The 26095-nt window shown below is 73.6% G+C and carries 23 protein-coding genes, 3 tRNA genes and 1 pseudogene; 11 read left to right on the top strand and 16 right to left on the bottom strand.

The features are described 5' to 3' along the window. The first annotated feature begins 16 nt into the window (after positions 1-16). Positions 17-434: pseudogene (locus tag IF45_RS32170) on the top strand (RidA family protein). On the opposite strand, the gene IF45_RS0108205 reads toward IF45_RS32170, so the two are convergent. From IF45_RS0108205 to IF45_RS0108240, 8 genes are all read right to left on the bottom strand, one after another. Further along, the gene (locus IF45_RS0108205; RefSeq protein ID WP_030306511.1) at positions 368-1186 is read right to left on the bottom strand and encodes an urease accessory protein UreD; all 819 of its coding nucleotides are present in this window, start codon (positions 1184-1186) and stop codon (positions 368-370) included. The pseudogene IF45_RS32170 and the gene IF45_RS0108205 sit on opposite strands and share 67 nt — an antisense overlap. Beyond that, complete coding sequence (gene ureG / locus IF45_RS0108210; RefSeq protein ID WP_018894405.1) at positions 1183-1887, bottom strand: urease accessory protein UreG; 705 nt, start codon at positions 1885-1887, stop codon at positions 1183-1185. The genes IF45_RS0108205 and ureG overlap by 4 nt, the downstream gene beginning before the upstream one ends. After that, on the bottom strand, positions 1880-2554 hold the full coding sequence (locus IF45_RS0108215; RefSeq protein ID WP_030306514.1) for an urease accessory protein UreF: 675 nt from the start codon (positions 2552-2554) through the stop codon (positions 1880-1882). The genes ureG and IF45_RS0108215 overlap by 8 nt, the downstream gene beginning before the upstream one ends. Beyond that, complete coding sequence (locus tag IF45_RS0108220) at positions 2554-4257, bottom strand: urease subunit alpha (protein ID WP_030306516.1); 1704 nt, start codon at positions 4255-4257, stop codon at positions 2554-2556. The genes IF45_RS0108215 and IF45_RS0108220 overlap by 1 nt, the downstream gene beginning before the upstream one ends. A 1-nt stretch (position 4258) precedes the next feature. Further along, positions 4259-4681 carry an urease subunit beta gene (ureB, locus tag IF45_RS0108225; RefSeq protein WP_018468053.1) on the bottom strand — a complete coding sequence of 141 codons (423 nt, stop codon included), beginning with the start codon at positions 4679-4681 and terminating at the stop codon, positions 4259-4261. Next, positions 4678-4980, bottom strand: coding sequence for an urease subunit gamma (locus IF45_RS0108230; RefSeq protein ID WP_008405589.1), 303 nt, complete (start codon positions 4978-4980; stop codon positions 4678-4680). Before IF45_RS0108230 ends, ureB begins: the two co-directional genes overlap by 4 nt. 173 nt (positions 4981-5153) lie before the next feature. Further along, positions 5154-6374 carry an MFS transporter gene (locus tag IF45_RS0108235; RefSeq protein WP_003947915.1) on the bottom strand — a complete coding sequence of 407 codons (1221 nt, stop codon included), beginning with the start codon at positions 6372-6374 and terminating at the stop codon, positions 5154-5156. A 100-nt stretch (positions 6375-6474) separates the two neighbouring features. Next, a complete protein-coding gene (locus IF45_RS0108240) occupies positions 6475-7224 on the bottom strand; it encodes an SDR family oxidoreductase (protein ID WP_030306517.1) in 750 nt (249 codons plus the stop codon). A gap of 235 nt (positions 7225-7459) precedes the next feature. Between IF45_RS0108240 and IF45_RS0108245 the strand changes: the two genes are divergently transcribed. Continuing rightward, positions 7460-8638: an NAD-dependent formate dehydrogenase gene (locus IF45_RS0108245; RefSeq protein ID WP_030306518.1), complete on the top strand. Its 1179-nt coding sequence runs from the start codon at positions 7460-7462 to the stop codon at positions 8636-8638. 105 nt (positions 8639-8743) lie between these two features. Here IF45_RS0108245 and IF45_RS0108250 read toward each other — a convergent pair whose 3' ends face one another. Both IF45_RS0108250 and IF45_RS0108255 read right to left on the bottom strand, forming a co-directional pair. Next, positions 8744-9289: a class I SAM-dependent DNA methyltransferase gene (locus tag IF45_RS0108250; protein ID WP_008405582.1), complete on the bottom strand. Its 546-nt coding sequence runs from the start codon at positions 9287-9289 to the stop codon at positions 8744-8746. Between the two features lie 47 nt (positions 9290-9336). Then, a complete protein-coding gene (locus IF45_RS0108255; RefSeq protein WP_030306519.1) occupies positions 9337-10347 on the bottom strand; it encodes an AraC-like ligand-binding domain-containing protein in 1011 nt (336 codons plus the stop codon). A gap of 235 nt (positions 10348-10582) precedes the next feature. Here IF45_RS0108255 and IF45_RS0108260 point away from each other — a divergent pair, with 235 nt between their 5' ends. Both IF45_RS0108260 and IF45_RS0108265 read left to right on the top strand, forming a co-directional pair. After that, complete coding sequence (locus IF45_RS0108260) at positions 10583-11467, top strand: hypothetical protein (protein WP_030306520.1); 885 nt, start codon at positions 10583-10585, stop codon at positions 11465-11467. Positions 11468-11546: 79 nt separating this feature from the next. Beyond that, positions 11547-11999 carry a hypothetical protein gene (locus IF45_RS0108265; protein WP_003947908.1) on the top strand — a complete coding sequence of 151 codons (453 nt, stop codon included), beginning with the start codon at positions 11547-11549 and terminating at the stop codon, positions 11997-11999. A 101-nt stretch (positions 12000-12100) separates the two neighbouring features. On the opposite strand, the gene IF45_RS0108270 is transcribed toward IF45_RS0108265, so the two are convergent. The 3 genes from IF45_RS0108270 to IF45_RS0108280 form a co-directional block, all read right to left on the bottom strand. Beyond that, positions 12101-12174 (bottom strand) — tRNA-Ile (locus tag IF45_RS0108270). Positions 12175-12384: 210 nt separating this feature from the next. Continuing rightward, positions 12385-12457, bottom strand: a tRNA-Asn gene (locus tag IF45_RS0108275). A gap of 5 nt (positions 12458-12462) precedes the next feature. After that, positions 12463-12535: transfer RNA gene (locus IF45_RS0108280), tRNA-Asn, on the bottom strand. 173 nt (positions 12536-12708) lie between these two features. Here IF45_RS0108280 and IF45_RS0108285 point away from each other — a divergent pair. From IF45_RS0108285 to IF45_RS0108305, 5 genes are all read left to right on the top strand, one after another. Beyond that, positions 12709-13008, top strand: a complete 300-nt coding sequence (locus IF45_RS0108285) for a hypothetical protein (protein WP_003947907.1) — start codon at positions 12709-12711, stop codon at positions 13006-13008. 89 nt (positions 13009-13097) lie between these two features. Beyond that, complete coding sequence (locus IF45_RS0108290) at positions 13098-14552, top strand: xylulokinase (protein WP_030306521.1); 1455 nt, start codon at positions 13098-13100, stop codon at positions 14550-14552. Between the two features lie 133 nt (positions 14553-14685). Beyond that, positions 14686-16419, top strand: a complete 1734-nt coding sequence (locus tag IF45_RS0108295) for an ABC transporter ATP-binding protein (RefSeq protein ID WP_015507928.1) — start codon at positions 14686-14688, stop codon at positions 16417-16419. Then, on the top strand, positions 16419-18335 hold the full coding sequence (locus IF45_RS0108300) for an ABC transporter ATP-binding protein (protein WP_015507929.1): 1917 nt from the start codon (positions 16419-16421) through the stop codon (positions 18333-18335). The genes IF45_RS0108295 and IF45_RS0108300 overlap by 1 nt, the downstream gene beginning before the upstream one ends. Before the next feature lie 90 nt (positions 18336-18425). After that, positions 18426-18641, top strand: a complete 216-nt coding sequence (locus IF45_RS0108305) for a glycine zipper domain-containing protein (protein WP_003947903.1) — start codon at positions 18426-18428, stop codon at positions 18639-18641. Positions 18642-18657: 16 nt separating this feature from the next. Here IF45_RS0108305 and IF45_RS0108310 read toward each other — a convergent pair whose 3' ends face one another. The 3 genes from IF45_RS0108310 to IF45_RS0108320 all read right to left on the bottom strand — a co-directional run bounded on the left by IF45_RS0108310 (position 18658) and on the right by IF45_RS0108320 (position 23216). Beyond that, positions 18658-19731 (bottom strand): RNA polymerase sigma factor, encoded by a 1074-nt coding sequence (locus IF45_RS0108310; RefSeq protein ID WP_030306522.1) that lies wholly within the window; start codon positions 19729-19731, stop codon positions 18658-18660. 197 nt (positions 19732-19928) lie between these two features. Continuing rightward, entirely contained in the window at positions 19929-21833 is a 1905-nt protein-coding gene (gene dnaG, locus IF45_RS0108315) for a DNA primase (protein ID WP_003947901.1), read from the bottom strand. Positions 21834-21953: 120 nt separating this feature from the next. Next, complete coding sequence (locus IF45_RS0108320) at positions 21954-23216, bottom strand: NAD(P)/FAD-dependent oxidoreductase (protein ID WP_008405561.1); 1263 nt, start codon at positions 23214-23216, stop codon at positions 21954-21956. 327 nt (positions 23217-23543) lie between these two features. Here IF45_RS0108320 and IF45_RS0108325 point away from each other — a divergent pair, with 327 nt between their 5' ends. Together IF45_RS0108325 and IF45_RS0108330 are read left to right on the top strand one after the other, a co-directional pair. After that, positions 23544-25358 carry an ATP-binding protein gene (locus tag IF45_RS0108325; RefSeq protein WP_030306523.1) on the top strand — a complete coding sequence of 605 codons (1815 nt, stop codon included), beginning with the start codon at positions 23544-23546 and terminating at the stop codon, positions 25356-25358. Beyond that, on the top strand, positions 25355-26044 hold the full coding sequence (locus IF45_RS0108330; RefSeq protein WP_030306524.1) for a response regulator: 690 nt from the start codon (positions 25355-25357) through the stop codon (positions 26042-26044). Before IF45_RS0108325 ends, IF45_RS0108330 begins: the two co-directional genes overlap by 4 nt. The last annotated feature ends 51 nt before the right edge of the window (positions 26045-26095 follow it).

Genomic DNA, 26095 nt, shown 5'->3' on the forward strand with positions numbered 1-26095 from the left:
GCGCCGGACTCCCCGCATGACGCCACGCCTGACCCGCCTCGACCCCGACGCCCTGCACGCCACCCCCGGCTACCACCACGTCACCGTGGTCGAGGCGGGCCGCACCGCCCACCTGGCCGGACAGTGCCCCCTCGACCCCCAGGGCGACCTCGTCGGCCCCGGCTCCCTCGACGCCCAGACCGACCAGGTCGTCGCCAACGCCCTCACCGCCCTGGCCGCCGTCGGCGCCGGTCCCGACGATGTCGTCCGCGCGGTGATCTACGTACGCAGCGACGAGCGGGGCCGACCTCTCGGCCACCTGGGCGCGGCTCATGGACTCCGCCCTGGCCCCCGCCTTCACCGGCGCCGCGACCCTGCTGGGCGTCGCTCAACTGGGCTTCGCGGGGCAGCTCGTGGAGATCGACCTGACGGCGGCGCTTCCGGACGGGGGCTGAGGGCGGCACTCCGTCGCTGTCCAGCTCTCCCAGACGGCCGCCAGCCCCGCCTCGACCGGCGGAGTCACCCGGTCGAGCAGTCTGACCTGCGCCCCTGGCCCCGCCAGCTCCATCCGGGAGGGATGGCCGGCTCCGGGCGGCCGGACGCCCAGCGAGGTGACCGAGCCGATCACCCGGTGGGGGCCGAGCACGCCGGGCAGTTCGCGCTGCTCAGGGTCGAGCAGGTCGAGGTCCTCCATGAGGAGTTCGGTGCCCTCGTGCCGGGCCCGGGTCAGCGCCCGGACCGCCCCGCCGCGCTCTCCGGAACGGCCCAGGACCAGCAGGTCCCGCCAGAGCATCCGGCCGCCCGCGGCCACCTCCACCTCCGTCAGCCGCTCCACCCTGGCCCCCGAGGCGATCACGAACGGGGCTCCTGACCAGAGGAGTTCACCGCCCTCGGCGATCTCCACCCGGGCCCGCCACCGGGAGGCCCCGCCCCGGTGGTCGTAGGCGACCAGGCCGGAGGGTTCCACCAGTTCCAGCCGCGCGCCCGCCCCGACCGTGATCCGCAGGTCGAGGGTGTCCCCGGCCAGCAGCCCCGCCCGGGTCGAGACCAGGGCGACACGGACCCGGTCGGGCGGGGAGAACAGCGGCCGGGGCGCCAGGAACGCGCCCGGGCTCAGCTCGGCGGCCACCTGCCGCCCGGCCCCGTCGCGCACCGCTTCGACCAGGGTGGGGCGGGTCTCCTCGCCGGTCGGGTCGGTCCCCGTCACGCGTGCCGGTGCGGGGCCATGGGGCCCGGGTCGGTGGGCACATGGACGCCCGCGCGGTGGCGTACCAGCAGCGCCCGTACCCAGTCGGCGAGTTCGGCGACCGAGGCCGGGTCCTTGCGGGAGAGGGCCAGGACCGGGAGCCCGTCGCGGGCCGCCTCGGCGTCGGCGACCATGGCGGCCACGTCGACCTCGACGTGCGGGGCCAGATCCGTCTTGTTGACGATCAGCAGGTCGGCGCCGGTGATGCCGGGGCCGCCCTTGCGGGCCACGTCCCCGCCTCCCGCGACGTCGATGCAGAAGAGCTGGGCGTCGGCGAGGGCCGGGCTGAAGGTCGCGGTGAGGTTGTCGCCGCCGCTCTCCACCAGGACGAGGTCGAGCGGTCCGTACGCCTCCTCCAGATCCTCGACCGCGTCGAGGTTGGCGGTGACGTCGTCGCGGATCGCGGTGTGCGGGCAGGCGCCCGTCTCCACGGCGCGGATGCGCTCGGTCGGCAGGACCCCGGCGGAGCGCAGGAAGCGGGCGTCCTCGTCGGTGTAGATGTCGTTGGTGACGACGGCCATCGACAGCTCGGGGGCGAGCGCCCGGCAGAGCGCCGCCAGGATGGAGCTCTTCCCGGTGCCGACGGGGCCGGCGACCCCCAGCCGCAGTGCGCGCGGCCGGCCGGCGTGGTGGGTGTGCGGACGGTTCTCGTGGTCAGGCAAGGAAGAGTCTCCGTTCTCGTCGTGCGTGGTCCAGCGCCCACTGTTCGGTGAGCGGGGCCGCGCGGGCGGGCAGGCCGTCCGGGGTCCGGACGGCGAGGGCCAGTTCCACCGCCGACTCGGCGTCGGGCCGGGCGGCGAGGAGCCAGGCGACCGAGTCGAGCGGGTCGCCGGGCAGCAGTTTGAGTGCGGCGGCCGCGACGGTCTGCAGCTCGTCGTGGACCACCGCGTGGGCCAGTTCGGCCGCCGTCACCCCCATCACGGCGCCGAGCGCGCCGAGCGCGCCGAACGCCACCGGGCGCAGCGGGCGGGAGCCCAGCCCCGCCAGGGCGGTGACCGCCGGATGGTCCGGGGCCAGCCGCCGCGCCAGCCGGTGGACACCCCGGCCCAGGGTGGCCGAGACCTCGCGCTGCGGCGCCGCCGGCATCCGCGCGGCCAGCGCCCGCTGGACGGGCTCGTACGCCACCGGCGTCCGGTGTGCCGCCCGCAGCGCGAGGACGGCGCCGGCCGCCTCGGTGACCGCCGTGGTGCGCAGCCGGGCCCGCAGCAGCGCCGGGACGCGGTCGCGGGTCAGCCCGGCGGCGACGGCGGGTTCGAGCCCGGCGCTGTAGGTGTGGCCACCGACCGGCAGGCGCCCGTCACCCAGCAGCAGGGCGGCGAGGGCACCCATCAGAAGAGGCTGTACCGCTGGGCCAGCGGAAGGGTGGTGGCGGGTGCCGGCACGACGGGCTCCCCGTCGACGCTGATGGCGAAGGTCTCCGGGTCGACGTCGATCGCCGGGAGTGCGGTGTTGTTCGGCAGGTCCGCCTTGGTGAGGTGCCGGGTCGGCCGGACCGGCAGCAACTCCCGTGCGAGGCCGAGGCGTCCGGCGAGCCCGTCGTCCAGGGCGGCGGGGGCGACGAAGCTCACCGAGAGGTGGGCCCCGGCTCCGGCGGCCGCGGTGGGGCGCAGCAGGACCGGCTGGGTGGTGGGGATGGCGGCGTTGGCGTCGCCGAGCGGCGCGTACACCACCATGCCGCCCTTGAGGACCGCGGCGGGGCGGATGCCGAAGAAGGCCGGGTCCCACAGGACCAGGTCCGCGAGTTTGCCGGGCTCCACCGAGCCCACGACGTGGTCGATGCCGTGCGCGACGGCCGGGCAGATCGTGTACTTGGCGACGTAGCGGCGGGCGCGTTCGTTGTCGGCGGGCAGCGAGCCGCCGAGGCGGCCGAAGCGCTGCTTCATGGTGTGGGCGACCTGCCAGGTGCGGCAGACGACCTCGCCGATCCGGCCCATCGCCTGGGCGTCGGAGGAGGTGATGGAGAGGGCGCCGAGGTCGTGGAGGATGTCCTCGGCGGCGATGGTGGTGGCGCGGATGCGCGACTCGGCGAAGGCGAGGTCCTCGGGCACCCGAGGGTTGAGGTGGTGGCAGACCATCAGCATGTCGAGGTGTTCGGCGACGGTGTTGACGGTGTGCGGCAGCGTCGGGTTGGTGGAGGCGGGCAGGATGTGCGCCTCGGCGGCGAGGGTGATGATGTCGGGCGCGTGCCCGCCGCCCGCCCCCTCGGCGTGGAAGACGTGGATGCCCCGCCCGGCGATCGCGCCGAGGGTCCCTTCCACGTAGCCGGTCTCGTTGAGGCTGTCGGCGTGCAGCGCGACCTGGAGTCCGTACGTGTCGGCGGCGCGCAGGGCGGCGTCGACGGCGGCCGGGGTGGCGCCCCAGTCCTCGTGGACCTTGTAGCCGCCGGCGCCGCCGAGCGCGGCCTCGGCCAGCGCCTGTTCGCCGACGGTGGAGCCCTTGCCGAAGAGCATGACGTTGAGCGGCAGGGAGTCCAGCGAGCGGTGCATCATCGCCAGGTTCCACGGCCCCGGGGTCACGGTGGTCGCCTTGGACGCCTCGGTGGCGCCGGTGCCGCCGCCGATCACGGTGGTGGTGCCGGTGGCGAGCGCCTCGTGCAGGGTCTGCGGCATCAGGAAGTGGACGTGGGTGTCGACGGCCCCGGCCGTGAGGATGCGCCCCTCGCCGGAGACGACGTCGGTGCCGGGGCCGATCACCAGCTCCGGGTGGACCCCGTCGCTGATGTCCGGGTTGCCCGCGCGGCCCAGCGCGACGACCCGCCCGGCGCGGACGCCGACGTCGGCCTTGACGACGCCCCAGTGGTCGAGGACGAGGGCGTTGGTGACGACCAGGTCGAGGGCGCCGCCGGCGCGCGAGGTGGTGGCCTGGGCCATCGACTCGCGCACGGACTTGCCGCCACCGAAGACGGCCTCGTCGCCGCCGAAGCAGCGGTCCTCCTCGACCTCGATCCACAGGTCGGTGTCGGCGAGGCGGACGCGGTCCCCGGTGGTGGTACCGTAGAGCGCCGCGTAGGCGGCACGGGTCAGCCGGGCCATGTCAGGTTCCCTCCATCGGCAGGGGACGGGTGGACGGGGCCAGCACCGTCGGCGCCACGGCGGGTGCCCCGGGTGTCAGGAGGGCCGTGGGCCCGGCCGCGCCGGTGCCGGCGGCGGGAGGCTCCGGCCGCGCGGTGCGCACGAGGATGCCGGGGACGTGCCGCCGGCCGCCGAGTGCCACCAGGGGGACATCGACCCCGACCCCCGGCTCGAAGCGCAGCGAGGTGCCGGAGGGAATGTCGAGGCGGAATCCCTCAGCCGCGGAACGGTCGAAGGAAAGCGCCGGATTCGCGTCGGGGAAATGCAGATGCGAGCCGACCTGAATAGGGCGGTCGCCGTCGTTCACCACGGAAATCAGTATCGTGGAAAGAGTTGAGTTCAGTATCAGTTCGCCGGGACCGGTCCGGGTCTCGCCGGGGATCACGGGATCGGCGAGGTGATCGTGACGAGCTTGCGCCCGTCCGGGAAGGTCGCCTCGACCTGGACGTCGTGCACCATCTCCGGGACGCCTTCCAGCACGTCAGCACGGGTGAGGACGGAACGGCCCGTCGTCATCAGCTCGCTGACCGAGGCGCCTTCCCTGGCCCGTTCCACGGCCCAGCAGGAGAGCAGTGCGACCGCCTCGGGGTAATTGAGGAGAACGCCGCGTTCACGCCGGTCGCGCGCCACCATTCCGGCGACGCTCAACAGTAGTTTCTCCGTGTCGGACGGAGTGAGAAACATGGGAAACCTCCGTGGCGGCGGCACTCCCCGGAATTCCCGGATTCGCCCCGGCCACGGTCCTCTTATAAGCCCCGGAAGAGCGTGCTGGCAACTTCCTCCGCACCGCAAAAAGTCCCTTTCTGGGGTTAGCTACCCCTATATACGGGCAAATCAGGCAAAATTTGGTGCCGGAGTCAGTCGCCCGGACGGTCCCGCCGCCCCTGAAGCACCCCGGCGAGCAGCAGCACCAGCACCCCCGCGAAGGGCACCACCAGCAGCCCCACCCGCAGGCTCGCCGCGTCGGCGACCAGGCCGACCAGGGGCGGGGAGAGCAGGAAGCCGAGCCGCATCAGCCAGGAGACCAGGGCGAGGCCCGATCCGGGTTTGAGCCCCGGCAGTTCGTCGGCCTCGTGCATCGCCGCCGGTACCAGCGTGGCCACGCCGAACCCGGCCGCCGCGAAGCCGAGGATCGTCCCCGGCGCGGTCGGGAAGGCCAGGGCGAGGCCCATCCCCGCCGCCGCGATCAGCCCTCCGGCGCGGGCCACCGCCCGCTGGCCGAACCGGTCGACCAGCCGGTCCCCGAGGATGCGGCCGACGAACTGGGCCCCGACCAGGGCGATGAAGCCGAAGGCGGCCAGCGCCACCGAGGCGTGCAGCGGTCCCGAGAGGTAGAGCGCCGCCCAGGAACTGCCGGCGTCCTCGACCTGCGTGCCCGCGGTCGCGATGAGGACCAGCGCGGCCAGTACCCAGGCCGTACGGCGGCCCGGGGTGACCGTCTTCCCCGGCCGTTCGGCGGGCGCGTCGGCCACCGGCTCGACGGGGGAGTCGGTGTCCGGGCCCGGCAGGCAGAACCGCAGGGCGCCGAAGGCGGCGGCGGTGCACACCGCGCCGGAGACGGCCAGATGCTGTCCCGGCGGCAGGCCGAGCGCGATGGCTCCGGCGGCCGTCGCCCCGCCGGTGACGGCGCCGATCGACCAGATGGCGTGGAAGGAGTTGATGACCGAGCGCCCGTACCGCCGCTGCACCCGCAGCCCGTGGGCGTTCTGCGCCACGTCGGTGATGGCGTCCATCGCCCCGGCGAGGAAGAGCGCGGCGGCGAACAGGCCGACCGTGCCGGAGAATCCGGCGGCGACGATCCCCGCCGCCGTCAGCAGCGTCCCGGCCACCGCCGCCCGCGCCGACCCCAGCCGCCGGATGACCACCCCGGCCGCGAGCCCCGCCGCGACCGCCCCCGCCGGGAACGCGGCCACGGCCAGCCCGTACCCCGCGTTCCCGATGCCGAGGGCCTCCTTGATCTGCGGATACCGCGGCAGGAGGTTGGCGAAGAGCGCGCCGTTGGTGAAGAAGAGCACGGCGACGGCCACCCGCGCCCGCCGGACGGCCACGGGGGGCCCGGTCGCAACATCGACTGTCATGCGCGGGAGCCTATAGCCCGGAGTGTACGAACGTACATTCCTCGGGCGGGTCCGTCCTGGCCGGGCCCGTCCTGGCCGGGAGCGGGCCCGGCCGGAGCGGTCAGACGATGCCGCCGTTGGCGCGCACCACCTGGCCGTTGACCCAGTGCCCGGCCGGAGAGGCGAGGAAGGCGACCACCTCGGCGATGTCCTCGGGCGTGCCCAGGCGTTCCAGCGGCGGCTGCGACGCCAGCCGCGCCACGGTCTCCTCGTCCTTGCCGTCGAGGAAGAGGTCGGTGGCGGTCGGGCCGGGGGCGACGGCGTTGACCGTGACGTTCCGTCCGCGCAGTTCGCGGGCGAGCACCAGGGTCAGCGCCTCCACCGCGCCCTTGCTCGCGCTGTACGCGCCGTAGGTGGGGAAGGCCAGGCCCACCACCGAGGTGGAGAAGGTGACGAGGGCGCCACCGTCGCGCAGCGTCCGGGCCGCCTGCCGCGCGACCACGAAGGTGCCCCGCACGTTGGTCCGCAACACCGCGTCCAGCTCCGCCAGTTCCAGCTCGGCGACGGGCGCCAGGTGCATGCGCCCGGCCGCGTTCACCACCACGTCGACCCCGCCGAACGCGGCTTCGGCCTCGGAGAAGAGCGCCGCCACCTGCTCCTCCTCGGCGATGTCGGCCTGGACCGCGACGGCCCGGCCGCCGTTCGCGGTGACCTCCCGCGCGGCGTTCTCGGCCAGCTCGCGGTTGCCCGCGTACCCCACCACCACCGCGAAACCGTCGGCGGCCAGCCTGCGCACCGTCTCGCGGCCGATGCCCCGCGAACCACCGGTGACGATCGCGACGCGACCGCCCTTCTCCTCCTGCGACGCCATGAAAGCTCCTGAAGGTCGGACGGGCTGCGGACAGGGGCGCCGGACGCCGACGCCATTGTTCTCCCGCCCCACCCCCACCGCATCTCGATAAGCGCCCCTTATCGCGCATTCGAAAATGCCTCTTTGACGCCACCGTGCGTGCGGGTGGAAGGTGGATATCGGCTCGGAAAACGGACCGGAAATACCCCGGTCACGCGAAACCGCATTTCCGATGCCTGTTTCCCAGGAGGAAATCATGGCGAAGATCGTCTGCGTTCTCTACCCGGACCCGGTCACCGGCTTCCCGCCCCAGTACGCGCGCACCTCCCTCCCCGCGCTCGACGGCTACCCCGGCGGCCAGACCCTGCCGACCCCCGAGGGCCTCGACTTCACCCCCGGCGAACTGGTGGGCAGCGTCTCCGGGGAGCTGGGGCTGCGGGAATTCCTGGAGTCCCAGGGACACACCCTGGTGGTCACCTCCGACAAGGAGGGCCCCGACTCCGAGCTGGACCGTGAACTGGCCGACGCCGACGTGGTGATATCCCAGCCGTTCTGGCCCGCCTACCTCACCGCCGAACGCATCGCCCGCGCCCCGAAGCTGAAGCTGGCGCTGACCGCCGGCATCGGCTCCGACCACGTCGACCTGGACGCCGCCATCGCCCGCGGCATCACCGTCGCCGAGGTCACGTACAGCAACAGCATCAGCGTCGCCGAGCACGCCGTGATGCAGATCCTGGCCCTGGTCCGCAACTACCTGCCCTCCCACAAGATCGCGGCCGAGGGCGGCTGGAACATCGCCGACTGCGTCTCGCACGCCTACGACCTGGAGGGCATGGACGTCGGCGTCATCGCCGCCGGCCGCATCGGCCAGGCCGTGCTGCGCCGCCTCAAGCCCTTCGGCGTCCGCCTCCACTACACCGACAAGCGCCGGCTGCCGCGCGAGGTCGAGGAGGAGCTGGGCCTGACCTTCCACGCGAGTGCCCAGGAACTCGCCCGCAACATCGACGTGGTCTCCATCCACGCCCCGCTCCACCCCGAGACGCAGAACCTCTTCGACGAGAAGCTGCTGGCGGCCATGCGGCCGGGCTCCTACATCGTCAACACCGCCCGCGCCCAGATCGTCGACCGCGACGCGATCGTCCGCGCCCTGGAGTCGGGACAGCTCGCCGGTTACGCGGGCGACGTCTGGTACCCCCAGCCCGCCCCCGCCGACCACCCCTGGCGCACCATGCCGCACAACGGCATGACCCCCCACATCTCCGGCACCACCCTCACCGCCCAGGCCCGCTACGCGGCCGGCACCCGCGAGATCCTGGAGGACTGGCTGCAGGGCACGCCGATCCGCGAGGAATACCTCATCGTCGACGGCGGCCGCCTCGCCGGAACGGGTGCCGCGTCGTACACGGCGGGAGAAAAGACGGAAGAAAAGAGCTGACCCGCACCAGAACAACCGGCCAGTGAATTCCGGCCGTAATGTCGGAACACCGGTGGCGCTTTTCCCCGAAAAGCGCCACCGATGACTGTCCGCCTGCCGGCGCTCTCACTCCCGCCGGTGCACCGACACCGCGTACGCCCCGCCGTCGTACGGCTCCCGGTCCCAGGTCGCGTACCGGGCCTCAAGGTCCAGCCCCGCCGCCGAGGCGTGCGCGTCGTACGCCTCCAGGGTGTACCCCCGGTCCAGCGAGAACCCCGCGACCAGTCGGCCGCCTTCCGGGCGCACATGCCGGGCCACCCCGGCGACCAGCGCGGCCTCGGTTCCCGGTGCGGTGAACAGAGGGACGTTGCCCGCCATCACCACCACGTCGAAGGAGCGCCCGAGGTCGAGGCCGGCCAGATCGCTCCGGTGCCACGCGAGGCCGGGGGCGAGGCGTCGCGCGGTCGCCAGCATCGAGGGGTCGAGGTCCACCCCCACCACCTCGATCCCGTGCCGCGCCAGCTCGACCGCCACCCGCCCGGTCCCGCACCCGGCGTCGAGCACACTGCCCGGCCCCAGCGACCGCACCAGCTCCGCCTCCCCGTGCACCTCGCCGCCCCCGGCAGCGATCTCGTCGAACCGTGCCTGATACGCGTCGCCGTTCCACACCATGCGGGGAACTCTGGCACAGGCGGGAAGGGGGCCGGGGCGGCGGGGGCTCAGCGGTGCTGGGGCGTCGGATGGTGCTGTTCCCGCCAGGCACGCGGGGAGATGCCGTAGGCGTGTTTGAACGCCTTGCTGAAGTGGGTGGCGTCCACGAATCCCCAGGTGCGGCCGATGCTCGCGATGGTGCGGAGGCGGCCCTGCGGCCCGGCCAGTTCCCGTCGGCACTCGGCCAGCCGGTGGGCGCGTATCCAGTCGCCGAGGCTGATGCCCGACCGGGCCAGCACGGTGTAGAGGTGGCGTACCGAGATGCCGTGCGCGGCGGCGATGCGCGGGGCGCACAGGCCGGGGTCGGCCAGGTGGTCGCGGATGTACTGGGTGATCCGCAGGCTGAGCGGCGCTTCCGGCACCTTCGCCCGCCCGGGCAGCACCCCGCCGAACTGGGAGACGACCACGGCCCGCAGGAGTTCGACGCTGGGGTGTACGAGTGCTTCCGCCCCGGAGCCGCCGCGTAACTCCTCGCTCGCGGCCAGCTGGGAGAAGTAGGTGAAGGCGAGACGCGCCGTGGGATTGGCGGGGCCGAAGGCGGTGGCGGTGACCGCGCGCAGGACCCGTTCCGGGAGCGCGAGCGTCTCGCGGGGGATGCGCAGGGAGAGGTAGTCCACCCCCTGCTCGAAGCTCAGCGAATATGGCGCGGTCGACTCGAAGACCACCAGGCTCCCCGGCCCGACCCGGCACTGCCGGCCGTACTGTCCCACCACGTTGGTCCCCGTGACCTGGAGTCCGAGGAAGACCGCCGGCGCGTGGTCCCCCCGGGCCAGCCGCTCGGTACGGCGCAGGGTCACCGGGGTGCCCCGGGCGGAGCAGACCTTGAGGGGGCCCACGGCGCCGAGTCCCATCCGGGCGCCGATGCGCTCCTCGGGACCGTGGTGCTGGATGTCGATGCGGGAGAAGGACTCCCACAGGGCGTGCCGGATCAGGTCCTCACGCTCCGGCGGGGCCACCGCCGAGGTGTCGAGCACCGCCGTGCGGCCGGTTCCGGGCCCCGCCCGGCCCGGGACCGGCATGACGGCCTGGTGATCTGTTCCCCCCACGAGCCACCCCTCCTCGTGCGCACTCGGCGCTCCGCACCACCCAGCAGGATGTGGCGTGCGCCCCCGTCGCACAAGGCGCGGGCGGAGACCGGCGGCAGGGCGCACGACTGACCAAGAGCCATGCACGCTCGACCAGGTCGCGCCTCCTTCTTACTCCTACTGTTCCGAGCCGACGGGCTCACCGGAGCGCGCGGGAGGGGGGAACAGGGTGCGGGGGAAGAAGAGTCTGCCGCTGGCCGTTCTCCTCCTCGTGCTGACCGCCGGCTGCGCGGGCGGAACGGGGGAGCACGCCACCGGCTCCGGAACGCGGGCCAGGGAGCTGACCCTCGCCGAGGAGGCCGCGATCGACCGGGCGGAGGACACCCTGGTCGGCGTCTGTATGCGGCGCGAGGGCTTCCGGTACTGGCCGGGCCCGGTGCCGGGCGTCGCGGAACGCCAGGCGGGCCGCTACGTCGTGGACGACGTCGACTGGGCCCGCCGGTACGGCTACGGCCGGTCCTTCGACCTCGCCGCCGAGAAGGCGCGCGTCGGCCACCCCAACGTCACCTACGCCAACGCGCTGCCGGCGCGCGAGCGCGTCCGTTACTCCCACGCGCTCGACGGGGACCTCGACGACGCCGTCACCGTCAGCCTGCCCTCCGGAGGCACGGTCGCGACCCCGCGCACCGGCTGCTACGCCGAGGCGCGGACCCGCCTGTACGGCGACCACGCGGCCTGGTTCCGCGCCCGGAAGACCGTCACGTCCCTGACCCCCCTGTACGTCCCGCGCATCCTCGAGGACGCACGCCTGTCCACCGCGGTCGCCGCCTGGTCCCGGTGCATGAAGGAGGCGGGCAGGCCCTTCGCGAGCCCCGACGAGATCCGCCGCGAACGGGACGGCCTGGTCGAGGGCATGAGCCGGGCCGAGGCCCTGCGCACCGAATCCGCGCTGGCCGTGACCGAGGCCGAGTGCGCGCGGGAGACCTCCCTGGGCGAGACCGCACGCGCACTGGAGACCGAGTACCGCGCCGAGGCCCTGCGCCCGTACGCCGAGGAATCCACCGCGTACCGCCGGATGAGGCTGGCCGCCCTCGCCCGGGCCCGGGAGCTGTGAAGCAGGCCGGCGCCCCCAGATCTCCGTGGCATCCCGTCACGGGAGTACCGACCCTTCCACCCACCGAGGAGTCCCGCTCATGAGGAAACTGCCCGCCGCCCTCACCGTGCTCGCGATGGCCGCACTCGGCACCGCCGTCCCCGTCTCCACCGCGCAGGCCGCCGCAGGCTGCGCCGACGCCTACGCCGGCGCGATCTCCGGCTACATGTACGCCTACGACTACACCAACTGCAGCGGCTACCTCGGCAGGGCCGAGGGCAACGACTCCAACTGGGGTGACAGCGGCGGCAGCTTCCAGGGCTCCGACACCAACAGAGCCACCTCCGTCCTGAACAAGGGCAACAGCCAGGAGGTCCAGTTCTTCAACGGGACCGGCACCCAGTGGAGCGGCGGCCAGATCTGCCTCTCCCGCTCCGAGCGCTACGCCTCCGACCTCACCAACGACTACTTCACCAGCGGCGCCCTGGTCAGCAACGCCATCAGCTCGCACCGCTGGGTGAATTCCGGCACGTGCACCAAGTGGGCCGTCTGACCCCCGCCTGACACCGGTACGAAGAAAGGGGGCCGCCATCGTGAGATGGCGGCCCCCTTCTCAGGTTCCGCGGCTGCGAAGGCCCCCGGGGCGCCTTGCGGTGGGGCGGGTGGGACTCGAACCCACGACCGACGGATTATGAGTCCGCTGCTCTAACCGGCTGAGCTACCGCCCCGTAGCGGCGTGTCGCGTACATGTGTACGTGCCGTCTGCCGCAGCATAGCCGCTCATACGATCTGCTGCCCCGGCTGGTCGGCCTTGCCCGATCTTGAGGACTCCGCGGCGGCGTGTGCGGTTCCACGAACGGGGCAGAAGCTCCGCACATGGACTTCGACGAGACGCCGGGCGCACGAAAAAGGACCCCCGAGGGGGCCCTCATCGTTTGCTCTCCCGACTGGACTCGAACCAGTAACCTGCCGGTTAACAGCCGGCTGCTCTGCCAATTGAGCTACAGGAGATCGAGCTCCCCCGACTGGACTCGAACCAGTAACCTGCCGGTTAACAGCCGGCTGCTCTGCCAATTGAGCTACAGGGGAATGCTGCTTCGCATCGAACGGGGCTCCCGCGCGGAGTGCTCCGGAGGGCGCTCGTTCGCTGCGACACATACATTAGCGCAAGCAGGGGGGTGCTTCGCCAATCGGTACCCGGCGGGGCCTCGCCCCTGCTCCCGCGCTCGGCAGAACCGACCACTACGGAAGGGTGGCAGTTGATGCGCTACCGGCTCACCTTCGTCGCCGGAGTGGCCCTGGGCTACGTGCTCGGGAGCCGCGCGGGCCGCGAGCGGTACGAACAGTTGAGGAAGTGTGCGGAGCGCGTGGCGCAGAACCCGGCGGTCCGCAACGCCGCCGAGAGCGCCGCCCAGCAGGGGCGGGGCTTCGCCGGCAAGGCCTACCACTCGGTGAGCGAGCGGGTCGGTGACCGGGTCCCGGCGCCGGTCGCCGAGCGGGTGCGGTCGCTGCGCGAGCGCGGCCAGAACCCGGGCGACGACTGGGGTACCGGGAACCTCTGAGACCGGTCTCACACCCCGCCGCCCGCCCGGCGCGGACCCAGGGCGCCCCGTCTCCACGGGGCGCCCTCCGCGTGCGGCAGAATCGTCCTATGGGCATAGTCGCCGGGCTGGACAGTTCGTCCGCATTCACGCGCATGGTCGTCTGCGACACCGAGACGGGTGCCGTACTGCGGCAGGGGTACGCGCCGCATCCGAAGGAGGGTGAGGGGCCGGTCTCGGACGTCGATCCGCAGAGCTGGCTGCTCTCGCTCGGCGAGGCCGCGGCCGGCGGGCTGCTGGAGAACGTCGAGGCCATCGGGGTCTCCGCCCAGCAGAACGGCCTGGTGCCGCTGGACGCGCAGGGCGGGACGGCACGGCCCGCCATGGTCGGCGGGGACAAGCGGGCGCAGGTCGCCGCGGCCGATCTGACGGCGGAGCTCGGCGGGCGCGAGGCGTGGGTCCGGGCGGTCGGCTGCGTACCGCAGCCCGCCCAGCCGGTGGCCAAGCTGCGCTGGCTGGCGAAGAACGAGCCGGAGAACGCCGCCCGTACCGCCGGGCTGCTCCAGGCCCACGACTGGCTGGTCTGGCAGTTGCTGGGCCGGCCCGTCCGCCGCACCACGGACCGGGGCGGCGCCTCGGGTACCGGCTACTGGTCGGCGGCGGCGGGGGAGTACCGGCCCGAGCTGGTGGAGCTGGCGCTCGGCCACCGGGCCGTGCTGCCCGAGGTGACCGGCCCGGCCGAAGCGGCGGGCACCACCCCGGAGGGGCTGCTGATCTCGGCGGGGACCGGCGAGACGATGGCGGCCGCCTTCGGTCTCGGCGTCGGTCACGGTGACGCCGTGGTCTCGCTGGGCGCCTCCGGCTCGGTGATGGCCGTCCACCACGAGGCCGCCTGGGACCCGGACGGCCTGATCACCTCCTACGCCGACGCCACCGGCATGCACCTCCCGGTCGTCCACACCCTCAACGCGGTACGGGCCCTGCGCGGCACCGCCGACCTGCTCGGCGTCGACCTGCCCGAACTCTCGCGGCTGGCCCTGGAGTCGACGCCCGGTTCGCACGGCCTGGTGCTGCTGCCGTACCTGGAGGGGGAGCGCACGCCCCGGCTGCCGCACACCGCGGGGACGCTCAGCGGGCTGCGGCGCGAGTCGATGAAGCGGGAGCACCTGGCGCGGGCCGCGTTCGAGGGGATGCTCTGCTCGCTCGCCGACGCCCTCGACGTGCTGCGCGGCCGGGGCGTGGCGATCCGCCGCGTCTTCCTGCTGGGTGCCGCCGCCGACCTGCCGGCGATCCGGGCCGCCGCCCCGATGATCTTCGGCGCCCCGGTGATCGTCCCCGAACCGGCCGACTACGCGGCCCTCGGCGCGGCCCGCCAGGCGGCCTGGGCCCTCGGCGTCGAGCGGGGCACCCTGGACCGCTCGGCCCCGCCGGCGTGGGGCGGCGCGGCCGGTACGCACCTGGAGCCGGGCGAGGAACTCCCCGTCGGCCAGGCCGTACGCCAGCAGTACACGGCCGTGCGGGACCAGACCCACCCGGACGCCTTCGGCGGGGGAACTCCGGCCTGACCTGCGGCGGGGCCTGGGGCCGGAGCGGCCACCCAGGAGTCTTGACCCGGGTTTGGACAAAACCGGTGGGTTCCGGCGGGCCGGGTGGCGCAGGATGGGTGCGCATCCCGTACGGCCGATCCGGAAGAGACCTGTGCTCATACGACTCCTGCGGACGTATCTGCGTCCGTACCAGAAACCCATCGCGCTGGTGATGGTGCTCCAACTGCTCCAGACCTGCGCGGCCCTGTACCTTCCGTCGCTCAACGCGGACATCATCGACCGGGGCGTCGTGCGGGGCGACACGGGCGTCATCCTCGGGCTCGGCGCCGTCATGCTGGCGGTCACGCTGGTGCAGATGGCGGGCAACATCGGCGCCGTCTACTTCGGCGCCCGGACCGCCGCCGCCCTCGGCCGGGACGTGCGGGCGGCCGTCTTCGACCGGGTGCAGTCCTTCTCGGCACGGGAGCTGAACGGCTTCGGGGCACCGTCCCTGATCACCCGGACCACCAACGACGTCCAGCAGGTCCAGATGCTGGCCCTGATGACCTTCACGCTGATGGTGACGGCGCCCATCATGTGCGTGGGCGGCGTGATCATGGCGCTGGGCCAGGACGTACCGCTCTCCGGGGTGCTGCTGGCGGTGCTGCCCGTGATGGCGGCCTCGGTCGGCGTGGTCGTCTGGCGGCTGCGGCCGCTCTTCCGCTCCATGCAGAAGCGGCTGGACACCGTCAACCGGGTGCTGCGGGAGCAGATCACCGGCAACCGCGTCATCCGCGCCTTCGTCCGCGACCGGTACGAGACCGAGCGGTTCGGCCGGGCCAACACCGACCTGACCGAGGTCTCGCTGGGCACCGGCCGGCTGCTGGCGCTGATGTTCCCGCTGGTGATGCTGGTGGTGAACCTGTCCTCGCTGGCCGTGGTCTGGTTCGGCGCCCACCGGATCGACAGCGGCGCGATGGAGATCGGCTCGCTCACCGCCTTCCTCGCCTACCTGATGCAGATCGTCATGTCCGTGATGATGGCCACCTTCATGTTCATGATGGTGCCGCGCGCCGAGGTGTGCGCCGAGCGCATCCAGGAGGTGCTGGGGACGAGCAGCAGCGTCGTCCCGCCCGCCGAGCCGGTCCGCGAACTGGCCGGCCGGGGCACGCTGGAGATGCGGGCCGCGGGGTTCCGCTACCCGGGCGCCGAGGAGTGGGTCCTGCGCGACGTGGAGCTGTTCGCCGGGCCCGGCGAGACCACCGCCGTCATCGGCTCGACCGGCTCCGGCAAGACCACCCTGCTCGGCCTCGCCGCCCGGCTGATCGACCCCGTCGAGGGCGAGGTGCTGGTCGACGGCGTCGACATCCGCCGGATCGACCCGGCGCTGCTGGCCCGCACCGTCGGCCTCGTCCCGCAGAAGCCGTACCTCTTCTCCGGCACCGTGGCGAGCAACCTGCGGTACGGCAACCCCGAGGCGAGTGACGAGGAGCTGTGGCACGCGCTGGAGGTGGCGCAGGCCAAGGAGTTCGTCGAGCGGCTGGAAGGCGGGCTGGAGGCTCCCGTCTCGCAGGGCGGGACCAACGTCTCGGGCGGTCAGCGGCAGCGGCTCGCCATCGCGCGGACCCTGGTGCAGCGCCCCGAGATCTACCTCTTCGACGACTCGTTCTCGGCGCTGGACTACGCGACCGACGCGGCGCTGCGGGCAGCCCTGCGCGCGGAGACCGCCGAGGCGGGCGTGGTGATCGTCGCCCAGCGGGTGTCGACCATCCGGGACGCCGACCGGATCGTCGTCCTCGACGAGGGCCGGGTGGTGGCGGTCGGCCGCCACCACGACCTGATGGAACGGGACGAGACCTACCGGGAGATCGTGCTCTCCCAGCTGACGGAAGCGGAGGCCGCGTGATGGCGGGCCCGATGGGCGCGGGAGCGCCGGGACAGCAGTCGATGGACTTCAAGGGTTCGGGCAAGCGGCTGCTGGCCCAGTTCCGCCCCGAGAAGAAGGTGCTGTGGGCGATGCTCGCCACCGGCCTGGTCAGCGTGGCGCTCTCGGTGACCGGCCCGAAGATCCTCGGCTGGGCCACCGACCTGGTCTTCGCGGGCATCGTCGGCCGCGACATGCCGGCCGGCGCCACCCGCGAGCAGGTACTGGCGGGGATGCGCGAGGGCGGCGACGACGGCGTGGCCGACATGCTCTCCGGGATGGACTTCACCCCCGGCCAGGGCATCGACTTCGGTGCCGTCGGCGAGGTGCTGCTGCTGGCCCTCGGCGTCTTCCTGCTGGCCAGCGCCCTGATGGCGGTCTCGGCCCGGCTGAGCAACCGCGCGATCAACCGCACCGTCTTCCGGATGCGCCGCGACGTGCAGACCAAGCTGTCGCGGCTCCCGCTCTCCTACTTCGACCAGCGCCAGCGCGGCGAGGTGCTCAGCCGTGCCACCAACGACATCGACAACATCGGCCAGACGCTCCAGCAGACGATGGGCCAGGTGGTCAACTCGCTGCTGACCGTCATCGGTGTGCTGGTGATGATGTTCTGGATATCGCCGCTGCTCGCCCTGGTGGCGCTGGTGACGGTGCCGCTCTCCTTCGTGGTCGCCACCCGGGTCGGCAAGCGCTCCCAGCCGCACTTCGTCAGCCAGTGGTCCTCCACGGGCACGCTCAACGCCCACATCGAGGAGATGTACACCGGCCACAGCCTGGTCAAGGTCTTCGGCCGCCAGGACGAGTCGGCCGAGCGGTTCGCCGAGGAGAACGACGCGCTGTACCAGGCGTCCTTCAAGGCCCAGTTCACCAGCGGCATCATGCAGCCGCTGATGATGTTCGTCTCCAACTTCAACTACGTGCTGGTCGCGGTCGTCGGCGGCCTCCGGGTCGCCTCGGGCGCCCTGTCCATCGGCGACGTGCAGGCGTTCATCCAGTACTCCCGGCAGTTCTCGATGCCGCTGACCCAGGTCGCCTCGATGGCCAACCTGGTGCAGTCCGGCGTCGCCTCCGCCGAGCGGGTCTTCGAACTCCTCGACGCCGACGAGCAGGAGCCCGACCCGGTCCCCGGCGCCCGCCTGGAGAAGCCGCTGGGCCGCGTCGCCCTGGAGAAGGTCTCCTTCCGCTACGAGCCGGACCGGCCCCTGATCGAGGACCTCTCCCTGACCGTCGAGCCGGGCCGCACGGTCGCCATCGTCGGCCCGACCGGCGCCGGCAAGACCACCCTGGTCAACCTGCTGATGCGGTTCTACGAGGTCACGGGCGGCCGGATCACCCTGGACGGCGTCGAGATCGCCGCCATGGCCCGGGAGGACCTGCGCTCCCGGATCGGCATGGTCCTCCAGGACACCTGGCTGTTCGGCGGCACCATCGCGGAGAACATCGCCTACGGCGCCTCCCGCGAGGTCAGCCGCGAGGAGGTCGAGGAGGCGGCCCGCGCCGCCCACGCCGACCGCTTCGTCCGCACGCTCCCCGACGGCTACGACACCGTCCTCGACGACGAGGGCAGCGGGGTCAGCGCCGGGGAGAAGCAGCTCGTCACCATCGCGCGGGCCTTCCTCTCCGACCCGGTGATCCTCGTCCTGGACGAGGCCACCAGCTCGGTGGACACCCGTACCGAGGTGCTGATCCAGCAGGCCATGGCCCGGCTCGCGCACGGCCGGACCTCCTTCGTCATCGCCCACCGCCTCTCCACGATCCGGGACGCCGACACGATCCTGGTGATGGAGAACGGGGCCATCGTCGAGCAGGGCTCGCACACCGAACTCCTCGCCGCCGAGGGAGCGTACGCCCGCCTCTACGCGGCCCAGTTCGCCGAGGCGGCCGTCGAGGTCGACTGAGGGGCGGCCACGGGGGCCGGGCGGCCCCCGTGGCATGCTGGAACGGCCGCCCGTGTACAGGACAAGGGCGCCGGACGGACGAAGGAACGGGTGGCGGAGTTGGCGGAGGAACCGCGCGAACGAGGGGCCGGCGGGCGGGGTTCCGAGCAGCCGTCGGCGATCGCCCTCTACCTGCCCGTCGGGATGTGCCTCGGGGTGGCGGCCGGCCTGCTCCTCGACAACCTCGCCGTCGGGATCGGCCTCGGCCTCGCGCTCGGCGTCGCCCTCGGCGCGGTCGTCGACGCCAGGCGGCGCGGCCAGGAGTGAGCCGGGCCCGCCCCGCTCACTCCAGATAGCCCCGCAACTGCCCCGCCGCCGTGTGCTCCCGGAGCCGGCGCAGCGTCTTCGACTCGATCTGGCGGACCCGTTCGCGGGTGACCCCGAAGAGCCGGCCGATCTCCTCCAGGGTGCGCGGCCGGCCGTCGTCGAACCCGTACCGCAACTGCACCACCTGGCGTTCGCGGTCGCCGAGGGTGGCGAGGACCGCGTCGAGGTGCTGGCGGAGCAGGAGCAGGGCGGCGCTCTCGGCGGGGGAGGCCGCGTCGGCGTCCTCGATGAGGTCGCCGAGGAAGACGTCGTCCTCGCCGCCGACCGGCGCGTGCAGGGAGATGGGTTCGCGGGCCAGCCGCAGCACCTCCTCGACCTTCTCGGCGCTCAGCCCGAGCCGCTCACCGACCTCCTCGGCGGCCGGCTCGCGCCCCGCCTCCTGGAGCAGGGCGCGCTGGGTGCGCACGACCCGGTTGATCAGCTCCACGACGTGCACCGGCACCCGGATGGTGCGGGCCTGGTCGGCGAGGGCGCGGGACATCGCCTGGCGTATCCACCAGGTCGCGTACGTGGAGAACTTGAAGCCCCGGGTGTAGTCGAACTTCTCCACCGCGCGGATCAGCCCGAGATTGCCCTCCTGCACCAGGTCGAGCATGGTCAGGCCGCGGCCCGTGTACCGCTTGGCGACCGAGACGACGAGCCGCAGGTTGGCCTCGATGAGCCGCCCCTTGGCCCGCTCCCCGAGGACCACCAGCCGCCGCAGGTCCCGGGCGAGACCGGCGTCCGCGCAGCCCCCGGCGAGCTTCGCCGCGGCGAACACGCCCGCCTCGACGCGCCGGGCCAGCTCCACCTCGTCGGCGGCCGAGAGCAGCGGGATGCGCCCGATCTCCCGGAGGTACTGCCGGAAGAGGTCGGGGGCGGCCGCCCCCGCCTGCTCGGATCCGGCCGGTACCCGCCCGCCCGCGCCCTGCGGCCCGGTCCCGGCTCCGCCGGCCGGGGCCCGCTGGGGCGACCTGCGCGGGGTGGGGACGGCCGGGGCGAGGACCGCGGACGGAGCGGTGGGGGCGGAGCGAGGGGGCCTGGTCTGCACGGGGGGTGACCTCCCGGGTGATCGCGTGGCGGATCGGGGGATGGTGCGTACGACGTGCGAGGTGCGGCGGTGCGGGGGGAGCACGCCCGGGGCCGAGGGCGCCGCACCAGTGTGCGGCACACCGCGCCTTAACCACGAGAGTGCGTCCGGACTTTTCCGGCAGGGCCTCCGCCCGGGCGGCGAGCGGGGCGTGGCGTCTACAGGGCCTGGGCGCCGTTGTTGCGCAGGCTCCGGTCGTACTGCTGGAGGACCCACAACTCGTTCTGTACGGAGGCGAGTTGCGTCTGGTCGCCCTGGGCGGCGACGCGGGTGAAGGTGCCCTGGAGGTCGCGGATGCGGCGTTCGACGGCGCGCAGGCGGACCTTGACCAGCTGCTCCCCGGCGTAGACCTCGTCGACGGTGCGGCGGCGGATCGCCTCGACGGCCAGTTCGGTGACCATGGCGCGGACCGTGTCGTCGGGGGCGGCCTCGCGGACCCGGGTGAGGTAGTCCATGCCGAGGTCGGCGCCGAGTTCCGCGCCGCCCGCCTCCTCGATGGCCTCGCGCACCGCGGCGTAGGGGGCGGCGGTGAACTCGTCGGAGCCGTAGGCGTCGAAGGCCGGGGAGACGAGTTCAGGGCGTTGCAGGGCGAGCTTCAGCAGTTCGCGTTCGGTGGTGAAGGCGGGGCTGCGGAGGTTGAGGGCGGGGCCGCTGAAGCGGGGGGCGCTCGTCTCGACGGCGTGGCCGGCGACGTCGGCGCGGCGGGGCGCGGGCCCGGCGTCGGAGCCGCGGTCGCGGGCCCAGCGGGCGAGCTGCCCGATCCGGCGGACGACGAACTGGGTGTCGAGGATGCCGAGCATCCCGGCGAGCTGGACGGCCACCTCGTGCTGGGAGGAGGCGGACTTGATGCGGGCGACGACCGGACCGGCCTCGTCCAGCGCGGCCGCGCGGCCCGCCGGGGTCTCCAGGTCGTACCGGGAGACGATCTGGCGCAGGGCGAACTCGAAGAGCGGGGTGCGGGGTTCGACCAGGTCGGCGACGGCCTCGTCGCCCTTGGCGAGACGGAGGTCGCAGGGGTCCATGCCGTCCGGGGCGATGGCGATGTAGGTCTCGGCAGCGAACTTCTGGTCGTCCTCGAAGGCGCGCAGGGCGGCCTTCTGCCCGGCCGCGTCGCCGTCGAAGGTGAAGATCACCCGGGCGCTGCCGTTGTCCATCAGCAGGCGCCGGAGGATCTTGATGTGGTCCTGGCCGAAGGCGGTGCCGCAGGTGGCGACGGCGGTGGTGATCCCCGCCAGGTGGCAGGCCATGACGTCGGTGTACCCCTCGACGACCACGGCCCGGCTCGCCTTGGCGATGTCCTTCTTGGCGAGGTCGATGCCGTAGAGGACCTGCGACTTGCGGTAGATCGGGGTCTCGGGGGTGTTGAGGTACTTGGGGCCGTTGTCGTCCTCGCGCAGGCGGCGGGCGCCGAAGCCGACGACCTCGCCGCCGATGTCGCGGATGGGCCACATCAGGCGGCCCCGGAAGCGGTCGACGGGGCCGCGGCGGCCGTCCTGGGCGAGGCCGGAGGTGATCAGTTCCTTGTCGGTGAAGCCCTGGCCGCGGAGGTAGCGGGTGAGGTGGTCCCAGCCGACCGGGCTGTAGCCGATGCCGAAGTGGGTGGCGGCGGCCTGGTCGAAGCCGCGCTCGGCGAGGAAGCGGCGGCCGGTCTCCGCCTCGGGGCCGTCGAGCTGCTTGGCGTAGAACTCGGCGGCGGCCTTGTGCGCCTCGATCAGCCGGATGCGCTCGCCGCGCTGGTGGGAGGGGTTGTACCCGCCCTCCTCGTAGCGCAAGGTGATGCCGGCCTTGGCGGCGAGGCGTTCGACGGCCTCGGAGAACGTGAGGTGATCGACCTTCCGCACGAAGGTGATCGTGTCGCCGCCCTCCTGGCAGCCGAAGCAGTGGAAGAGGCCCTTGGCCGGGCTGACCTGGAACGACGGGGACTTCTCGTCGTGGAAGGGGCAGAGACCCTTGAGGTTTCCGCCGCCCGCGTTGCGCAGCGAGAGGTACTCGGACACGACGGCGTCGATCGGGACCGCGTCCCGGACCGCCTTCACGTCCTCGTCATTGATCCTGCCTGCCACGCGGAAAGTCTACGGCCGTCGCGAGGCTGGTCCGCCGTCCGGTCTCCCTCCGGACCTCCGGCCCCGCAGCTCACCGGAGCCGGGGAACGGAGGACGGCGGACCGGACGGCCCGTGCGGCGTCAGGCCCCGAGGCTCTCCAGCGGCACCGAGGGGTCGGCCAGCGCGTCGGCGTCGACCGGTTGGCCGTGCCGGATCAGCCGCTGGATCTGGTCGGTGACGTCCCACACATTGACGCTCATCCCGGCCAGCACCCGCCCCTCGGAGAGCCAGAAGGCGACGAACTGGCGGCGGCCCGCGTCACCCCGGATGACGACCTGGTCGTAGGTGCCGGGCGGGGCGTAGCCGGAGTACTCCAGCCCGATGTCGTACTGGTCCGAGAAGAAGTACGGGACGCGGTCGTAGCGGACCATGCGGCCCAGCATGGCGCGGGCGGCGGCCGGGCCGCCGTTGAGGGCGTTGGCCCAGTGCTCGACGCGCAGCCGGGTGTCGAGGAGCGGGTGGTGGGCGGCGGCCACGTCGCCGGCCGCGTAGATGTCCGGGTCGGAGGTGCGCAGCGAGGCGTCCACCGCGATGCCGCCGCCGTGCTCGCGGTCGACCAGGGCGAGCCCGGCCGCCTCGGCCAGCGCGGTGCGCGGCGCGGCGCCGACCGCGGCCAGCACGTCGTGGGCCGGGTGCTCCTCGCCGTCGTCGGTGTGCGCGGCCAGGACCACCCCGTCCTGGCCGCTGATGGAGGTGAGGCGGGCGCCGAAGTGGAAGCGGACCCCGTGGTCGCCGTGGAGCTCGGTGAAGACCTGGCCCAGCTCGGGGCCGAGCACGTCGTGCAGCGGCGTCGGCTGCGCCTCCACCACAGTGACCTCGGCGCCGTAGCCGCGTGCGGCGGCCGCCACCTCCAGGCCGATCCAGCCGCCCCCGGCGATCACCAGGTGGCCGTTGTCCCGGCCGAGCGCGGTGAGGACCTGGCGGAGCCGGTCGGCGTGGGCGAGGCGGCGCAGGTGGTGGACGCCGACCAGGTCGGTGCCCGGGACGTCGAGGCGGCGCGGTTCGGCGCCGGTGGCCAGCAGCAGCTTGTCGTACTTGAGGACCGTGCCGTCGCCGAGCCGGACGGTGTGCGCCTCGCGGTCGAGGGCGACGGCGGGCTGGCCGAGGTGCAGCTCGATGTGGTGGCGGGCGTACCAGGAGGGTTCGTGGACGAAGACGCTGTCCCGCTCGTCCTTGCCGGTCAGATAGCCCTTGGAGAGCGCGGGCCGCTCGTAGGGCCGGTCGCGTTCGTCGCAGACGAGGATCACCCGGCCTCTGAAGCCTTCCTCGCGGAGGGTTTCGGCCGCCTTGGCCCCGGCCAGTCCTCCTCCGACGATGACGAATGTCTGATCCGCGTCGACCACGTCGAGCCTCCCTGTTCTTCCTGCCCTGCGGCGCAGGTGCGGTGCTGCCCGCCTCAGCGAGCGTCCCGTACGGAGCGTAATGCGGGAAGAGGGGGTGGCCCGATCGGGCCAACGAGTCGTCACACCACGTGGTGGACAAGGGGCTTGACGCCTGGGCCGCCCGGCCCTTGCGCGGCCGCCCAAAGGGGTTGCGCCGCCGGGTCACAATGGTGCGGAGTGTGTGCGTCCGCGCTGGTGGGGAGCGGTGGACGCAGAGTTCCAGGCGGTGGCCGAGGGTGACGGGAGTCCTGGCCGGGCCGCGACCGGGACCCGGAGACAGGAGGAGCCGTGGTGGGTCAGCGAGGCCATGACACCGTCCTGGGCACGGCCGGTACGCCGGGAGCCGGGGCCGGCCCGGTGACCGCCGAGCCCGGGGCGGTGCGCGGGGCCGCGCCCCAGCCGCCGCCCGCCCGGCCGCGCCGCCCCCGCCCGTGGGCGCTGCGCGCCCCGCGCCGGATGGCCTCGCAGGTGCTGCTGGTCCAGCTGGTCATCGCCGTCGGCGTGACCGCCCTGGCCACCGGGCTCTTCCTCGCCCCGCTCAGCGACCAGCTCGACGACCAGGCCACCCACCGCGCGCTCGCCGTCGCCCAGGCCATGGCGAGCGACGAGGACCTCGCCGGCGACCTGCTGCGCGCCGAGCCGGTCCGGGGCAACCCGGTGCAGCGCTCGGCGGAGCGGGTCCGGCGGGCCACCGGCGCCGAGTACGTCGTCGTCCTGGACCGGCAGGGCGTCCGCTACTCGCACACCGACCCGGCGCTGATCGGCCGCCGCGTCTCCACCGACCCCTCCCGGGCCCTGGCCGGGCACGAGGTGCGGGAGATCGACGTCGGCACCCTCGGCCGCTCGGCCCGCGGCAAGACACCCCTGCGCGACGCCGACGGCCGGGTGATCGGCGCCGTCTCGGCCGGCATCCGCTACGAGTCCGTCCGCGACCGGCTGACCGGGGCCGTCCCGCAGGTCGCCGGGTACGCCACGGGCGCGCTCGGCGTCGGGGTCCTCGGCGCGCTCGCCTTCTCGCGCGTCGTCTACCGGCGCACCCGGGGCCTCACCTTCTCCGACATCGCCGCCCTGCTCGACGAGCGCGAGGCGATGCTCCACTCGATCCGCGAGGGCGTTCTCGCCCTGGACGGCCAGGGCAGGGTCCGGCTCGTCAACGACGAGGCGCAGCGGCTGCTGGGTCTCGGCCGCCCGCGCGCCGGGGAGCCCGACGGGATCGGCCGGCCGGTGGCGGCCCTGCTCGGGCCCGGGCGGCTCACCTCCGTGCTGACCGGCGAGGTCGCCGGGACCGATCTGCTGGCGGTGCGCGGCGGCCGGGTCCTGGTGGTCAACCGGATGCCCACCGAGGACGGCGGCGCCGTCGCCACCCTGCGCGACCGCACCGAGCTGGAGGCGCTCGGCCGCGAGCTGGACGCCACCCGCGCCCTCCTGGACGCCCTGCGCGCCCAGGACCACGAGCACGCCAACCGCCTCCACACCCTGCTGGGCCTGCTGGAACTCGGGCTGTACGAGGAGGCCGTCGACTTCGTCACCGAGACGGTCGGCTCGCACCGCGCCACTGCCGAGCAGATCGCCGAGTCGGTGGGCGACCCGCTGCTGGCCGCGCTGCTGGTCGGCAAGGCCACGGTGGCCGCCGAACGCGGGGTGGCGCTGCGGCTGGCCCCCGGCTCACGGCTGCTCGGCCGGCTGGTCGCCCCGCACGATCTGGTCACCGTCCTGGGCAACCTGGTCGACAACGCCCTGGAGGCGGTCGGTGCTCCCGGGCCCTCCGTACCCGCCGGCGGCGAGGACCGGCTGGTGGAGGTCGGGCTGCGGGCGCGCGGGCGTACGGCGGAGCTGACGGTGCGCGACACCGGCGCGGGCGTGCCGCCCACCCAGCGCGAGCTGGTCTTCGCCGACGGCTTCTCGACCAAGGAGGCCGCGCCCGGCCGGGGCGGCCGCGGACTCGGCCTCGCCCTGGTCAAACGCCACGCCCAGCGGTACGGAGGTACCGTCTCGGTGGCGGGGGCCGAGGGCGGCGGCGCCGTGTTCACCGTGGTCCTGCCCGAGGCGCTGGCCGCCCCGGAGGGGTCCGCGTCCGACCCGCACGAGGAGGAGGGCCGATGATCGACGTCCTGGTCGTCGACGACGATCCCCGGGTGGCGCGGATCAACGCCGCCTACACCGACCGGGTGCCCGGCTTCCGCACGGCCGGCACCGCCCACACCACCGGCCAGGCCCTGGCCTGGCTGGACGGCCACCACGCCGACCTGGTCCTCCTCGACCACTACCTCCCCGACGAGAACGGCCTCGGCCTCGTGCGGCGGCTGCGCGCCGGCGACTCCCGCACCGACGTGATCATGGTGACGGCCGCCCGCGACGTGGCCACCGTGGAGGCGGCGATGCGGTACGGCGCCCTGCACTATCTGGTCAAGCCGTTCAGCTACAGCGGCCTGCGCGCCAAGCTGGAGGGGTACGCCGTCCTGCGCCGCACCCTCGCCGACGGCCCCGAGGCCGGCCAGGAGCGGGTCGACCGGATCTTCGGCGTGCTGGGCAGCGCGGCGGCCGGCCCGATGGCCCTGCCCAAGGGCCACTCGGCGCAGACGGTGCGGCTGGTGCGGCAGGCGCTGAAGGAGGCCGGCCAGCTCTCCGCGACCGGCGTGGCCGACCGGACCGGGCTCAGCCGCCAGACCGCCCAGCGCTACCTGAAGCTGCTGGAACGCTCCGGCCAGGTCGGTCTCACCCTCCGCTACACCGGTTCCGGGCGCCCGGAGCACGTCTACACCTGGACGGGGACCGGCGACGACGCGTGACGACGAGGGCGCGCCCCGGTCCCTCGTGGTGGACCGGGGCGCGCCCTCGTG

Origin of the sequence: Streptomyces albidoflavus (assembly GCF_000719955.1) — a bacterium.
Taxonomy (GTDB): Bacteria; Actinomycetota; Actinomycetes; order Streptomycetales; family Streptomycetaceae; genus Streptomyces; species Streptomyces albidoflavus.

Bases quoted from the DNA above. Each gene is read 5' to 3' on its own strand.
- IF45_RS0108290 (WP_030306521.1), top strand. From the start codon at position 13,098: ATGGGCATAGTCGCCGGGCTGGACAGTTCGTCCGCATTCACGCGCATG.
- IF45_RS0108285 (WP_003947907.1), top strand. From the start codon at position 12,709: ATGCGCTACCGGCTCACCTTCGTCGCCGGAGTGGCCCTGGGCTACGTG.
- IF45_RS0108250 (WP_008405582.1), bottom strand. From the start codon at position 9,289: ATGGTGTGGAACGGCGACGCGTATCAGGCACGGTTCGACGAGATCGCT.
- IF45_RS0108265 (WP_003947908.1), top strand. From the start codon at position 11,547: ATGAGGAAACTGCCCGCCGCCCTCACCGTGCTCGCGATGGCCGCACTC.
- IF45_RS0108235 (WP_003947915.1), bottom strand. From the start codon at position 6,374: ATGACAGTCGATGTTGCGACCGGGCCCCCCGTGGCCGTCCGGCGGGCG.
- IF45_RS0108215 (WP_030306514.1), bottom strand. From the start codon at position 2,554: ATGGGTGCCCTCGCCGCCCTGCTGCTGGGTGACGGGCGCCTGCCGGTC.
- IF45_RS0108245 (WP_030306518.1), top strand. From the start codon at position 7,460: ATGGCGAAGATCGTCTGCGTTCTCTACCCGGACCCGGTCACCGGCTTC.
- IF45_RS0108220 (WP_030306516.1), bottom strand. From the start codon at position 4,257: ATGGCCCGGCTGACCCGTGCCGCCTACGCGGCGCTCTACGGTACCACC.
- IF45_RS0108255 (WP_030306519.1), bottom strand. From the start codon at position 10,347: ATGCCGGTCCCGGGCCGGGCGGGGCCCGGAACCGGCCGCACGGCGGTG.
- IF45_RS0108230 (WP_008405589.1), bottom strand. From the start codon at position 4,980: ATGTTTCTCACTCCGTCCGACACGGAGAAACTACTGTTGAGCGTCGCC.
- IF45_RS0108240 (WP_030306517.1), bottom strand. From the start codon at position 7,224: ATGGCGTCGCAGGAGGAGAAGGGCGGTCGCGTCGCGATCGTCACCGGT.
- IF45_RS0108330 (WP_030306524.1), top strand. From the start codon at position 25,355: ATGATCGACGTCCTGGTCGTCGACGACGATCCCCGGGTGGCGCGGATC.
- IF45_RS0108300 (WP_015507929.1), top strand. From the start codon at position 16,419: ATGGCGGGCCCGATGGGCGCGGGAGCGCCGGGACAGCAGTCGATGGAC.